At 70.0% G+C, this 11,604-nt stretch carries 15 protein-coding genes; 10 read left to right on the forward strand and 5 right to left on the reverse strand.

The features are described 5' to 3' along the window. The first annotated feature begins 5 nt into the window (after positions 1-5). Together meaB and BIV24_RS04475 are read left to right on the forward strand one after the other, a co-directional pair. Entirely contained in the window at positions 6-962 is a 957-nt protein-coding gene (gene meaB, locus BIV24_RS04470) for a methylmalonyl Co-A mutase-associated GTPase MeaB (protein WP_071364804.1), read from the forward strand. Positions 963-1,162: 200 nt separating this feature from the next. Next, a complete protein-coding gene (locus BIV24_RS04475) occupies positions 1,163-2,461 on the forward strand; it encodes an MFS transporter (RefSeq protein WP_079167994.1) in 1,299 nt (432 codons plus the stop codon). A gap of 101 nt (positions 2,462-2,562) precedes the next feature. Here BIV24_RS04475 and BIV24_RS04480 read toward each other — a convergent pair whose 3' ends face one another. The 4 genes from BIV24_RS04480 to BIV24_RS04495 form a co-directional block, all read right to left on the reverse strand. Beyond that, complete coding sequence (locus BIV24_RS04480; RefSeq protein ID WP_071364806.1) at positions 2,563-3,039, reverse strand: MarR family winged helix-turn-helix transcriptional regulator; 477 nt, start codon at positions 3,037-3,039, stop codon at positions 2,563-2,565. A gap of 92 nt (positions 3,040-3,131) precedes the next feature. Next, positions 3,132-3,872, reverse strand: coding sequence for an AIM24 family protein (locus BIV24_RS04485; RefSeq protein WP_425442522.1), 741 nt, complete (start codon positions 3,870-3,872; stop codon positions 3,132-3,134). Between the two features lie 38 nt (positions 3,873-3,910). Further along, positions 3,911-4,561 carry an AIM24 family protein gene (locus BIV24_RS04490; protein WP_071364808.1) on the reverse strand — a complete coding sequence of 217 codons (651 nt, stop codon included), beginning with the start codon at positions 4,559-4,561 and terminating at the stop codon, positions 3,911-3,913. Between the two features lies 1 nt (position 4,562). Beyond that, a complete protein-coding gene (locus tag BIV24_RS04495; RefSeq protein WP_071364835.1) occupies positions 4,563-5,195 on the reverse strand; it encodes an AIM24 family protein in 633 nt (210 codons plus the stop codon). A 204-nt stretch (positions 5,196-5,399) separates the two neighbouring features. Between BIV24_RS04495 and BIV24_RS04500 the strand changes: the two genes are divergently transcribed. From BIV24_RS04500 to BIV24_RS04520, 5 genes are all read left to right on the forward strand, one after another. Then, a complete protein-coding gene (locus tag BIV24_RS04500) occupies positions 5,400-5,750 on the forward strand; it encodes a DUF3817 domain-containing protein (protein WP_071364809.1) in 351 nt (116 codons plus the stop codon). After that, complete coding sequence (locus tag BIV24_RS04505; RefSeq protein ID WP_071364810.1) at positions 5,747-6,043, forward strand: MTH1187 family thiamine-binding protein; 297 nt, start codon at positions 5,747-5,749, stop codon at positions 6,041-6,043. The genes BIV24_RS04500 and BIV24_RS04505 overlap by 4 nt, the downstream gene beginning before the upstream one ends. 148 nt (positions 6,044-6,191) lie before the next feature. Next, complete coding sequence (locus BIV24_RS04510) at positions 6,192-6,944, forward strand: hypothetical protein (protein WP_071364811.1); 753 nt, start codon at positions 6,192-6,194, stop codon at positions 6,942-6,944. Next, positions 6,941-7,621, forward strand: a complete 681-nt coding sequence (locus BIV24_RS04515) for a DUF4166 domain-containing protein (RefSeq protein ID WP_071364812.1) — start codon at positions 6,941-6,943, stop codon at positions 7,619-7,621. The genes BIV24_RS04510 and BIV24_RS04515 overlap by 4 nt, the downstream gene beginning before the upstream one ends. After that, entirely contained in the window at positions 7,618-8,253 is a 636-nt protein-coding gene (locus tag BIV24_RS04520) for a TetR/AcrR family transcriptional regulator (protein WP_071364813.1), read from the forward strand. Before BIV24_RS04515 ends, BIV24_RS04520 begins: the two co-directional genes overlap by 4 nt. 74 nt (positions 8,254-8,327) lie before the next feature. Here the strand turns inward: BIV24_RS04520 and BIV24_RS04525 are convergent, their stop codons facing one another. After that, complete coding sequence (locus BIV24_RS04525; protein WP_071364814.1) at positions 8,328-8,759, reverse strand: SRPBCC family protein; 432 nt, start codon at positions 8,757-8,759, stop codon at positions 8,328-8,330. A 124-nt stretch (positions 8,760-8,883) separates the two neighbouring features. Between BIV24_RS04525 and BIV24_RS04530 the strand changes: the two genes are divergently transcribed. The 3 genes from BIV24_RS04530 to icmA all read left to right on the forward strand — a co-directional run bounded on the left by BIV24_RS04530 (position 8,884) and on the right by icmA (position 11,592). Beyond that, positions 8,884-9,393, forward strand: a complete 510-nt coding sequence (locus tag BIV24_RS04530) for a MarR family winged helix-turn-helix transcriptional regulator (protein WP_071364815.1) — start codon at positions 8,884-8,886, stop codon at positions 9,391-9,393. 65 nt (positions 9,394-9,458) lie between these two features. Then, on the forward strand, positions 9,459-9,797 hold the full coding sequence (locus BIV24_RS04535; protein WP_071364816.1) for a DUF3817 domain-containing protein: 339 nt from the start codon (positions 9,459-9,461) through the stop codon (positions 9,795-9,797). 94 nt (positions 9,798-9,891) lie between these two features. Beyond that, entirely contained in the window at positions 9,892-11,592 is a 1,701-nt protein-coding gene (icmA, locus tag BIV24_RS04540) for a coenzyme B12-dependent isobutyryl-CoA mutase large subunit (RefSeq protein WP_071364817.1), read from the forward strand. The last annotated feature ends 12 nt before the right edge of the window (positions 11,593-11,604 follow it).

Below are 11,604 nucleotides of genomic sequence, written 5' to 3' on the forward strand. Positions count from 1 at the left end.
CTGTGATGCAGGACGTCTCTTCGCTGGTGGCCCAGGCGAGGGAAGGCCGGCCGCGTGCCGTGGCCCGGCTGATCTCCCTGGTGGAGGGGGCGTCCCCGCAGCTCAGGGAGGTTATGGCGGCCCTCGCCCCGCTGGCGGGCAACGCGTACGTCGTGGGCCTCACCGGTTCCCCGGGCGTCGGCAAGTCCACGTCCACATCGGCGCTCGTGACGGCGTACCGCAAGCAGGGCAAGCGGGTCGGCGTCCTGGCCGTCGACCCCTCCTCGCCCTTCTCGGGCGGTGCGCTGCTCGGTGACCGCGTCCGGATGTCGGAGCACGCCTCGGACCCCGGCGTCTACATCCGCTCGATGGCCACCCGCGGGCATCTGGGCGGCCTGGCGTGGGCGGCCCCGCAGGCGATCCGCGTCCTGGACGCGGCGGGCTGCGACGTGATCCTGGTGGAGACGGTCGGCGTCGGCCAGTCCGAGGTCGAGATCGCCTCCCAGGCCGACACCTCGGTGGTGCTGCTGGCGCCCGGGATGGGTGACGGCATCCAGGCCGCCAAGGCGGGCATCCTGGAGATCGGCGATGTGTACGTCGTCAACAAGGCCGACCGTGACGGCGCGGACGCGACCGCCCGGGAGCTGAACCACATGCTGGGCCTCGGGGAGGCGCGGGCCCCCGGCGACTGGCGCCCGCCGATCGTGAAGACGGTCGCCGCCCGGGGCGAGGGCGTCGACGAGGTCGTCGAGGCGCTGGAGAAGCACCGGGCGTGGATGGAGGAGCGGGGGGTGCTGGCGGAACGCCGGCTGGCCCGCGCCGCCCACGAGGTCGAGACGATCGCGGTGACCGCCCTGCGGGAGCGGATCGGCGACCTGCACGGCGACCGCCACCTGGGCGCGCTGGCGGAGCGGATCGTGGCGGGGGAGCTGGACCCCTACCGGGCGGCGGACGAACTGGTGGCGGGGCTGACGAACAACTGAGGGGGGCGAGGAGCGGCCGACGGGAAACCCGGCCGACCGGAAACGTGTGGTCAACACTCCGTAGATGTTGGTAACTTGACCCGCATGTTCCTCCTCTTGGCATAGGGCCCGCCCAGGTCCGCGATCGACGAGCGGTTCTCGACCGTGGTCGTCGCGGCGATCCGGCGTCCCCTCGTTGCCTTCCTTTGAGGAACTTCCGCGTGTCCACGCCTTCTTCCGTGCGGCCTTCGTATGCCGCCGTCCTCCGTGTCCCGTACGCCCGCCGCACCTTCGGCGCCGCCGCCGTGGGTCGGCTGTCGTACGGGACGGTTTCCGTCTCCGTCCTGCTGTCCGTGACCCGGGCGACCGGGTCGTACGCCGTGGCCGGTACGGTCATGGCGCTCTTCGGGGCCGTGACGGTCCTTCTCTCGCCGCTGCGTGCGGCGCTCGTCGACCGGTACGGGCCCCGCCGGGCCCTGGCGCCGATGGCCCTGCTGTACGCCGGGAGCCTGGCTCTGCTGAGCGTGGCGAGCTGGCACCCCGGCGCACCCGTGCCGCTGCTGGGCGCCCTGGCCGTCGCCGCCGGTGCCTTCGCGCCCCCGCTGGGGCCCACCATGCGGGCCGTGTGGAGTGAACTCCTCGACGACCAGCGGCTGCTGCAGCGCGCCTACGGGCTCGACGGCGTCGTCGAGGAACTGCTCTTCGTGTCCGGGCCGCTGCTCGTGGGCGTGGTGGTGCGGTGGGCGCCGCCGGCGGCCGGGGTGGCGCTCAGCGCGCTGCTGGTGGCGGCCGGAACCCTCGCCTTCGTCACGTCCCCCGCAGTGGCGGCCGGGGGACGCCCCGAGGCGGTGAAGAAGGTGCGCTCCGCAGGGCGGCTGCGGGGTGCGCCGGGTCTGATGCAGCCCGTGCTCGTGGCCCTCGGCGTCGGGTTGGCCATCGGCGCGCTGGACCTGCTGATCGTGGCCTTCGCCGAGCATCGGGGCCACGGCGACGACACCGTGGCGTGGGTGCTCGCGGCGCTGTCCGCGGGCAGCGCGGTCGGCGGGCTGCTGAACGGTGCGATCGACTGGCGTATCGGCGCGCGGGCGCGTCTGCCGCTGTTCGCCGGGGCTCTGGGGCTGACCCTGGCCGGGGCGGGTCTGGCGCCCGGCCTCGGCGTCCTCACGGCGGCCGTGGCCTGCGCGGGCCTGTTCATCGCCCCGGCGCTCACGACGTCGTACCTGATCGCGGACGAGGCCGCCTCGCCGGGCTTCCGTACCCGGGCGGGCGCCTGGGTCAACACGGCGGTGAACGCGGGAGGTTCGGGTGGCTCAGCGGCGATGGGGGCCCTGGTGGGGCAGCTGCCGCTGGGGGTGTGCTTCGCGGTGTCCGGGGCGGTGACCGTGGCTGCCGCCGTCCTCGCCGGAGGCTGGGCGGCGACCGGGTCCGCCGGGCGCCCGCGGCCCGTGCGCGCACCGGAGGCGTCCCGGGACGCGGCCGACGCGGCACCGTCCGCCGGCGACGGGGGCGCCGGGGGCTGAGGGGCCCCTTCGCACAGAACCGTGGGGGCGGCCGGCGGCTGCTGCGACCGCACCGTCGGCCGCCCCCTACCGGATGATCCGGGGTGCTCCTTCGGGCGCCGCTACGGCTTGCCGCGCTGCCCCCGAAGGTGTTCCGCGACCGGGCCCAGTGACGACTTCAGGTGCTCGATGTCCTCAGGGGACAGCAGATCGAAGAAGTGCCGCCGCACAGACGCCACATGGTGCGGCGCGACCTTGTGCATCATCTCCATGCCGTGGTCCGTGAGCACCGCGAACAGGCCCCGGCGATCGGACTCGCAGTTCTCGCGGCGCACCAGGTCCGCGTGCTCCATACGGGTGATCTGGTGCGAGAGGCGGCTCTTGGACTGGAGGGTGGCGGACGCGAGGTCGCTCATGCGCATGCGCCTGCCCTCCGACTCCGAGAGGTTCACCAGGATCTCGTAGTCGTTCATCGTCAGGCCGAACGGCTGCAGATCCTTTTCGAGCTGGTACGTCAACAGCCTGTTGACCTCCAGGTGGGTACGCCAGGCGCACTGCTCCGCTTCGGTCAGCCAGCGCGTGGCCGTCTCGGTCTCCATGAGTGAAGTCTACCTAAGAAGTTGAAAGACGAACTAGAAAGGGTGGCGTGACGGCGTGCACGCGTTCGACGTCACACTCCGCAGACTATCGTTCACTGCCCGAAGCGACGCGAGAGGTCTCCCAGCTGCCCCGGAAGGCGCGTCGCCCCCGGCTGACCCGGCGTTCCCCCACCCGGCACGCCGGGCTCCTGTGGGACCGCGCCGGCCGCCTGCTCGGCCATGAGCGTCTCCGTGGACTGGAGCAGGACCGTGCCCGCTCCGACGAACTCGAACTGATGCTCCTCTCCGCAGGCCCCGCCGAAACCCGTCAGGGCGCGTACGCCGCCCCAGACGCCCGTCAGATACCCGTGGTCGTAGTGGTGGCACGGGGACGGGCAGTCGGCCCAGCCGACCAGGGCCTGCGGGTCCACCCGGATCGGGGGTTCCATGAACACCACCGGACCGTTGGACGCGGCCACGAACTTGCCGGTTCCGATCAGCGTCAGGAATCCCGGAATGATCGACTGCTTCAGCGCGAGAGTCGGCTGGAAGGCGAGCAGGTTGCCCGAACGCATGGTCAGATTGCCGTTGTCCAGGTCGAAGGAGTTCACATCGAAGGCCCGGTCGGCGAGGAGCATCTTGCCCGAGCCCTGCGCCACCACCCAGTCGCTCGCATGCAGAGGCGAATGGAACGCCGTACGCACCAGGTGTTCGAGGGGGCCGTGCCCGATGCCGTTGAACTCGATCGAGCCGTAGTAGGCGATCATCTTGCCCTTCTGCAGGAACCACTGGCTCCCTTTGAGGTCCACGCAGAAGGTGTAGTCGTTGACGTTGTCGTCGACGGGCAACGTCATCGGGTCGAAGATCACGGGACCGGTGCCCGGGTAGGTGGTCACAGCTTCTCCTCGGACGCCTGGACGTACACCACACCGTTGCCGCTCAGCTCCAACTGGAACGCCTCGCCGGAGCCACGGCCCACCATCTCCCGCCAACCGATCGCCGTCGACAGCTTGTTGCGCACGTCGCCGTGGTGCGCGACATAGGCCTGGGGATCGACGTGGACCGGGCGCTGCGGGGTGATCGGCACCTCGAAGACGCCGCCGTGCGCCATCACGGCGACCGCGCCGTGCCCTGTGAGGGTGGTCGTGAACAGGCCCTGGCCCGTGACCTGGCCGCGCACCATGCCCATGACGCCGCCCTGTGAGCCCATGAACATCGTGCCCTGCTGCAGGGTGCCCTCGAAGGCGAGCAGGCGGTCCGCCTCGACGTACAGCGTGTCGCCGGCGAGGCCGATCACCTGGACGTGGTGGCCGCCGTGCCCGAACAGGACCGTGCCGTTGCCCTCGACCGTCATCAGCGGCGTCGCCTCGTTCGCGACACGGCGGCCGATCATCGACATGATCCCGCCCTGGCCGCCCTGAATGTTCGGGGTGAAGGAGACCTCGCCCTGGTAGGCGAGCATCGCGCCCCGCTGGCTGTACAGGCGCTGCCCCGGCACGACCGTCGCCTCGACCATCTTCGAGTTCACTTCGCGGAAGGTCATGTCAGAGGTCCCCCGCGATCGTGTTGCGCTCACTGGGCTGGACGTAGACCAGTCCGTCCCCCTCGAAGCGGATCTGGAAGGCCTCTCCGCCGCCCTCACCGATGAACGTGCGGAACGTCACTCCGGACTGGAACGACTGCCGCAGGTTCCCCTGGTGCGCGATGTACGCGCCCGGGTCGACGATCAGCGGGTACTGCGCGCTCACCCGCAGCACCACCGCCGGGCCGTCCGACATGATCGCCGCCTGGCCGTGGCCCTCGACGGTCGTCGTGAACAGGCCGTTTCCCTGCGAGGCGCCGCGCAGGCCGGTGAACGTCGTGCCCGTGCGCAGGGCGGCGTCCGTCGCCAGGAGATTGCTCGACTCGACGTACAGCTTGTCCCCCTGAAGATGTACGAGATTGATCTCGGAGGCCCGGTCCGCGAACCAGCAGGTCCCGTGTCCCTTGGCCTCCATCACGGTCATGCGCTCGCCGGTGAGCCGCCGGGTCACCATTCCGCGGATCCCGTCACCGCCGCCGGTGAGCTTCTTGAAGGTCATCTGTCCGTCGTAGGCGACCATGGAGCCGTTCTTCGCCTTCACGGCGTCCCCGGTCATGTCGACGGCCAGCACCTTGCTGTCTTGCAGTCGGAACATCGCCACGCTGCGACGTTAGCGGTGAACGGAGGGCGACCGACAGGGCTCACCGGTGGAAAGCAACCCTGACCGAGCCCTTAGGGGTAAGGGATCCCGCCCCCGCTCCCCACGCACCCCGGGCGGTTTGCCACAATGGACGGAACTTTGTGCTTGTGTTCACAAACCCGGACGCAAGCCCAGCGTCTCTCCCACCGAAGGTGACCCGTGGACCTCAAGACAGCCTCCGCCATCCGCCGCCTGCGTCTGATCTCCGTGCCGGAAGGCATCTCCTGGATCGTGCTCGCGGCCTGCACCGTCATCAAGTACACGGTTGCCTCCGGCTTCGACGTCGCCCCGGTACTGGGCCCGATTCATGGCGTGCTGTTCGTCCTCTACGTGCTCTTCTGGGCGGACGCCTGGAACCGCACCAAGTGGAGCAAGGGCAAGGCCGCCCTCTACCTCGCGTACTCGGTCATTCCCGGCGGTGGCTTCATCATCGAGCGCCGCCTGCGCCGTGAGTCCGAGGACGCGGTCATCGCCGCCCGGGCCCGCAAGGAAGGGGTCGTGAACGCGTGATCGTCGCTTTCTCCGTGACGCCGCTGGGCGTCGGTGAGGACGTTGGGGAGTACGTCGCCGACGCCGTCCGTGTCGTCCGGGAATCGGGGCTGCCGAACCGTACCGACGCGATGTTCACCTCGATCGAAGGTGAGTGGGACGAGGTGATGGACGTCGTGAAGCGTGCCGTCGCGGCGGTCGAGGAGCGCGCGCCGCGCGTCTCCCTCGTCCTGAAGGCGGACATCCGCCCTGCTGTGACGGACGGCCTCACCTCGAAGGTGGAGACGGTGGAGCGGTATCTGTCCGTCGAGTGAACTCGCTGTCCAGCAGCGGACAACCCCGGCCCCAAGGGTCGGGGTTTTCTCGTTTCCGGGGTTTGAGCATTCGCTCAAACCTGCTGTACGGTCAGGGCAGTTGATTGAGCGATCGCTCAAAAGGGGCCATTGACATGGGGGATTCGCAATGGGGCTCTACGTAGAGGCGCGCATACGCGGCGACCTCGACGAACTGTGGGCACTGACGCAGGTCCCCGCGCAGCATCGGCGCTGGGACCTCCGCTTCACCGAGATCGACTACCTGCCGCGCGCGGAGGGCGAACCGCAGCGCTTCCGCTACGCCACGCGCGTCCTGCCGTTCCTGACGGTCTCCGGGACCGGGGTGTCGGCGGGGGAGAAGGCACGCCCGGACGGGACACGCACCTCCGCGCTACGGTTCTCCTCACCGCACCCGCTGTCGCTGATCGCCGAGGGGAGCGGCTACTGGCGGTACGTCCCTGACGGTGACGGGGTCCGCTTCCTCACCGGGTACGACTACCGGCCCCGCTGGGGCCGCGCGGGCGCGCTCGCGGACCGCCTGCTGTTCCGGCCGCTGATGGGCTGGGCGACCGCCTGGTCCTTCGACCGGCTGCGACTGTGGCTGGAGCGGGGGATCACACCGGAGCGCGCCCTGGTGAACTGGCTCGCGGAACTGGCCGTCCGTGCTCTGGTCGTCATCGTCACCGTCGCCTGTGCCGGCCTGGGCTCCTTCCTGCACCTCTTCGGCACGTTCGAGGCGGCGATGGCCTACCTGTTCCCGCTGCTGCTGGCCGTCGCCGTCTCGGTGGCGCTGTTCATGTCACCGCTCTCCTGCACCCCAGCCGCCCGCCGCTGCCTGCGCACCCCGCCCACACGAGCGTGCGCACCGCGCCTCCTCGCCGCCCTGGAGCGATGGTCATGACCTCGATCTTCCGCACAGCGATGGGCGCGGACTTCGAACGGCTGCACCCGCAGCTCCAGCGCCGTTTCTCCGTAGGGCTGGCGAGCGGCGAGGCATGTACGGGGCGCGGGGTGATGGACCGCATCTGGCACGGCAGGGGGTGGGTGAAGCCGTTCCTGGCGCTCGGTGGCACACGCCACATCCTCGTTCCCCGCCAGGGGCGGAACGTCCCCTTCACCATCGAGAACGTGCCGTACACCGACACGTTCGGCCGGGAGTCGGTGACGTTCGTGCGCACGTTCGACCTTCCGGGCCGCGCATGCCGTTTCGACGCCCAGATGGTGCTCGGCCCCCAGGGCGACCACGTGCTCGACTACCTGGGTACGCACCAGCACCTGGCGAGCGATCTGCACTTTTGTGCGGAGCCGGACGGTTCGCTGCTGATCCGTTCCGGCGAACACCGCTTCCGTGAGGGGCCGGTGGATGTGCGCGTACCGGAACTGATCGGCGGGCAGGCGGAGGTGAGAGAGTCGTTCGACGAGTCCGCGGGGTGCTTCCGGATCCGGGTGCGGGTGGTGAACCGGTATGTCGGCCCGCTGTTCGGCTATGAGGGGTCGTTCGCCGCGTCGTACGCGGACGTCGGTGTGGTCGGGGTGCGTCCCGGGCTGCGGCCGGTTCGGGAGGAGGCGCGGGCGTGAGCGAGGCGACGAAACAGAAGCTGCTGGAGGGGGCGCTGCGGACGCTCACCGAGCAGGGCATCGCCGGGACGTCGGCCCGTACGGTCGCGACCGCCGCCGGGGTCAACCAGGCGCTGGTCTTCTACCACTTCGGTTCGGTGGACGAGTTGCTCGCGGCGGCTTGCCGGTACGGGACCGAGCGGCGGGTCGCGGTCTACCGGGAACGGCTCGACCGGATCGGCTCGCTCGATGAACTCCTCACGTTCGGAAGGGAGATGCACGAGGAGGAGAAGGCGGCCGGGCATGTGGCGGTCCTCGGTCAGCTGCTCGCGGGGGCGCAGACGCACCCCCGGCTCGCGTCGGCGACGGCGGCAGGGCTCGACCTGTGGATCGTGGAGATCGAGCGGGTCCTTACCCGGGTGCTCGCCTCGACGCCCCTGGGCGAGTTCGCGGACGCGGCCGGTCTTGCCCGCGCGGTGTCGGCGTCATTCGTGGGGATCGAGCTGTACGAGGGCGTGGACGAGCAGGGCGCGTCGGCCGCGCTCGCCGCTCTGGAGCACCTCGGATCCCTGGTGGCGGCACTGGACGACCTGGGACCGGTGGCACAGCGGACGGTACGGCACGCACTGCGGCGGATGTCGTCGCGGCCGTAGGCCCTCGGCCCCAGCGTCCTCACCTGCCCAACGGCCTCACACTGCCCGTGGGGACACCAGCGGGCTCCTGCTGCTCACCGTTCCCGTTCCACGTACTCCTTGAACTGTTCCAGATCGCTGCGGACGAGCCGCTCGATCGCGTTCGCCTGGGCGAATCCCTTCGGCCCGCCGAACGTTTCCCTGACGGTGCCGGGGTCGTACTCGAGTCGCGCCTGGACCCGGGTGTTGTTTGGGTCGATCGGCTGCAGCGAGAGGGAGCCCGCCAGTTTGGGGGTGCCCGTGGTGCGCCACTCCATCACGCGTTCTTTGCCGCGGTCGGAGATCTGGGCTTCGAACTCCCGGGTCCGGCCGCCCGTCTCGACGTCCAGATGCGTCCGGCCGCCCGTCTCCGCGCGGGCGTCACGTACTCCCTCCATGAAGCGCGGATAGTTCTCCACGCTATGAAGTCTGTCCCAGGCCGTGTCGATCGGGACCTCGATGTCGACGTGCTCTTCGAGGGTGCTCATGGCCCACCTCCACGCTCGGCTCATATGCGGGGCCTTCTGCTTCCAGTGTGCGCCCGGTGCGGGCCGCTGACCGCGACGTGAGACGGGGCTGACCGCCACCTGACCGGCCGGTAAGGTCGGTGCCGTGCCGAAGCCCCTCAGTCTGTCCTTCGACCCCATCGCCCGCGCCGACGAGCACTGGAAGCAGCGGTGGGGGAGCGTGCCGTCCATGGCCGCGATCACCTCGATCATGCGGGCGCAGCAGATTCTGCTCGCCGAGGTCGACGCGGCCGTGAAGCCGTATGGACTGACCTTCGCGCGCTACGAGGCGCTGGTGCTGCTCGCCTTCTCCAAGGCCGGCGAACTGCCGATGTCCAAGATCGGCGAGCGGCTCATGGTGCACCCCACGTCCGTCACGAACACCGTCGACCGCCTGGTGCGGTCCGGTCTCGTCGCCAAGCGGCCCAACCCCGACGACGGCCGCGGCACGCTCGCCTCCATCACCGGCAAGGGTCGCGAGGTGTGCGACGCGGCCACCCGCGACCTGATGGCGATGGACTTCGGGCTCGGTGTGTACGACGCGGAGGAGTGCGGCGAGATCTTCGCGATGCTGCGCCCGCTGCGGGTGGCCGCGGGGGACTTCAAGGAGGGGTGACACACGGTCCCGGGGTGCCGGGGGTGCCGGAAGATCGCCCGAAACGGGTGGTTACGCTCGTACCCATGAAACGAAGCGTGCTGACCCGCTACCGCGTCATGGCCTACATCACCGGTGTGCTGCTGGTCCTGCTGTGCCTCGGCATGGTCGCCAAGTACGGCCTCGGCATGGACGGCGCAGCCGACCTCACCCGTGTCGTGGCCATCGCGCACGGCTGGCTCTACGTCGTCTACCTGGTCTTCGCCTTCGACCTGGGTGCCAAGGCGAAGTGGCCGGTCGGCAAGCAGCTGTGGGTGCTGCTGGCGGGGACGATCCCGACGGCCGCGTTCTTCGTGGAGCGCAAGGTCAGCAAGGAGCTGGAGGCCCGGCTCGCGGACGAGGCGCCCGCGGTCGCCAAGGCCTGAGACCAGGCCCGAGGTCCGGTCCGCACCGCCGTACGGAACGCGTACGGCGGTCTGCCGTCGACATTTACTTGGACGTCCTAGTAAATTCGAGGGTATGGACGCTGACGCCATCGAGGAGGGCCGCCGACGCTGGCAGGCCCGCTACGACGCCTCGCGCAAGCGCGAGGCCGACTTCACGACGCTCTCCGGCGACCCGGTGGAGCCCGCGTACGGACCACGGCCAGGGGACACGTACGAGGGCTTCGAGCGGATCGGCTGGCCGGGAGAGTACCCCTTCACCCGCGGTCTGTACCCGACCGGCTACCGGGGTCGGACCTGGACCATCCGGCAGTTCGCCGGTTTCGGCAATGCCGAACAGACGAACGAGCGCTACAAAATGATCCTGGAGGCCGGTGGTGGAGGCCTGAGCGTCGCCTTCGACATGCCGACCCTCATGGGCCGTGACTCCGACGACCCGCGTTCGCTCGGCGAGGTCGGGCACTGCGGGGTGGCGATCGACTCGGCGGCGGACATGGAGGTCCTGTTCAAGGACATCCCGCTGGGCGACGTGACGACCTCGATGACGATCAGCGGGCCGGCCGTCCCCGTCTTCTGCATGTACCTGGTCGCCGCCGAGCGCCAGGGCGTGGACCCGGCCATACTGAACGGCACGCTCCAGACGGACATCTTCAAGGAGTACATCGCCCAGAAGGAGTGGCTCTTCCAGCCCGAGCCGCACCTTCGTCTCATCGGCGACCTGATGGAGCACTGCGCGGCGGGCATCCCCGCGTACAAGCCGCTGTCCGTCTCCGGCTACCACATCCGGGAGGCGGGTTCGACGGCCGCCCAGGAACTGGCGTACACGCTGGCGGACGGGTTCGGGTACGTGGAGCTGGGGCTGAGCCGCGGGCTCGACGTGGACGTCTTCGCCCCCGGTCTGTCCTTCTTCTTCGACGCGCATGTCGACTTCTTCGAGGAGATCGCCAAGTTCCGCGCGGCGCGACGCATCTGGGCGCGGTGGATGCGGGACGTGTACGGCGCACGGAGCGAGAAGGCGCAGTGGCTGCGCTTCCACACGCAGACCGCCGGGGTCTCGCTGACGGCCCAGCAGCCATACAACAACGTGGTGCGTACGGCGGTGGAGGCGCTGGCGGCGGTGCTCGGCGGTACGAACTCGCTGCACACGAACGCGCTGGACGAGACGCTGGCGCTGCCGAGCGAGCAGGCGGCGGAGATCGCGCTGCGGACGCAGCAGGTGCTCATGGAGGAGACCGGCGTCGCCAACGTCGCCGATCCGCTGGGCGGTTCGTGGTACGTGGAGCAGCTGACGGACCGGATCGAGGCCGACGCCGAGAAGATCTTCGAGCAGATCAAGGAGCGGGGTCTGCGGGCGCACCCCGACGGGCGGCATCCGATCGGGCCGATCACCTCCGGGATCCTGCGGGGGATCGAGGACGGCTGGTTCACGGGCGAGATCGCTGAGTCCGCGTTCCGCTACCAGCAGGCGCTGGAGAAGGGTGACAAGAAGGTGGTGGGCGTGAACGTCGCCACCGGGTCGGTCACCGGTGATCTGGAGATCCTGCGGGTCAGCCACGAGGTGGAGCGGGAGCAGGTGCGAGTGCTCGCGGATCGGCGGGCGGCGCGGGACGACGCGGCGGTGCGCTCGGCCCTGGACGCGATGCTGCGCGCGGCGCGGGACGGCTCCAACATGATCGAGCCCATGCTCGACGCCGTACGGGCGGAGGCGACGCTCGGGGAGATCTGCGGGGTACTGCGGGACGAGTGGGGGGTGTACACGGAGCCGGCGGGCTTCTAGTGCCGCGGCAGG

The organism is Streptomyces colonosanans, from assembly GCF_001866645.1.
Classification (GTDB): domain Bacteria; phylum Actinomycetota; class Actinomycetes; order Streptomycetales; family Streptomycetaceae; genus Streptomyces; species Streptomyces colonosanans.

What these genes read in the sequence shown, in the direction of transcription:
- BIV24_RS04525 (WP_071364814.1), bottom strand. Translation starts at nt 8,759, where the DNA reads ATGAGCACCCTCGAAGAGCACGTCGACATCGAGGTCCCGATCGACACG.
- icmA (WP_071364817.1), top strand. Translation starts at nt 9,892, where the DNA reads ATGGACGCTGACGCCATCGAGGAGGGCCGCCGACGCTGGCAGGCCCGC.
- BIV24_RS04480 (WP_071364806.1), bottom strand. Translation starts at nt 3,039, where the DNA reads ATGGAGACCGAGACGGCCACGCGCTGGCTGACCGAAGCGGAGCAGTGC.
- BIV24_RS04495 (WP_071364835.1), bottom strand. Translation starts at nt 5,195, where the DNA reads ATGTTCCGACTGCAAGACAGCAAGGTGCTGGCCGTCGACATGACCGGG.
- meaB (WP_071364804.1), top strand. Translation starts at nt 6, where the DNA reads ATGCAGGACGTCTCTTCGCTGGTGGCCCAGGCGAGGGAAGGCCGGCCG.
- BIV24_RS04485 (WP_425442522.1), bottom strand. Translation starts at nt 3,872, where the DNA reads ATGACGTTGCCCGTCGACGACAACGTCAACGACTACACCTTCTGCGTG.
- BIV24_RS04510 (WP_071364811.1), top strand. Translation starts at nt 6,192, where the DNA reads ATGGGGCTCTACGTAGAGGCGCGCATACGCGGCGACCTCGACGAACTG.
- BIV24_RS04535 (WP_071364816.1), top strand. Translation starts at nt 9,459, where the DNA reads ATGAAACGAAGCGTGCTGACCCGCTACCGCGTCATGGCCTACATCACC.
- BIV24_RS04490 (WP_071364808.1), bottom strand. Translation starts at nt 4,561, where the DNA reads ATGACCTTCCGCGAAGTGAACTCGAAGATGGTCGAGGCGACGGTCGTG.
- BIV24_RS04515 (WP_071364812.1), top strand. Translation starts at nt 6,941, where the DNA reads ATGACCTCGATCTTCCGCACAGCGATGGGCGCGGACTTCGAACGGCTG.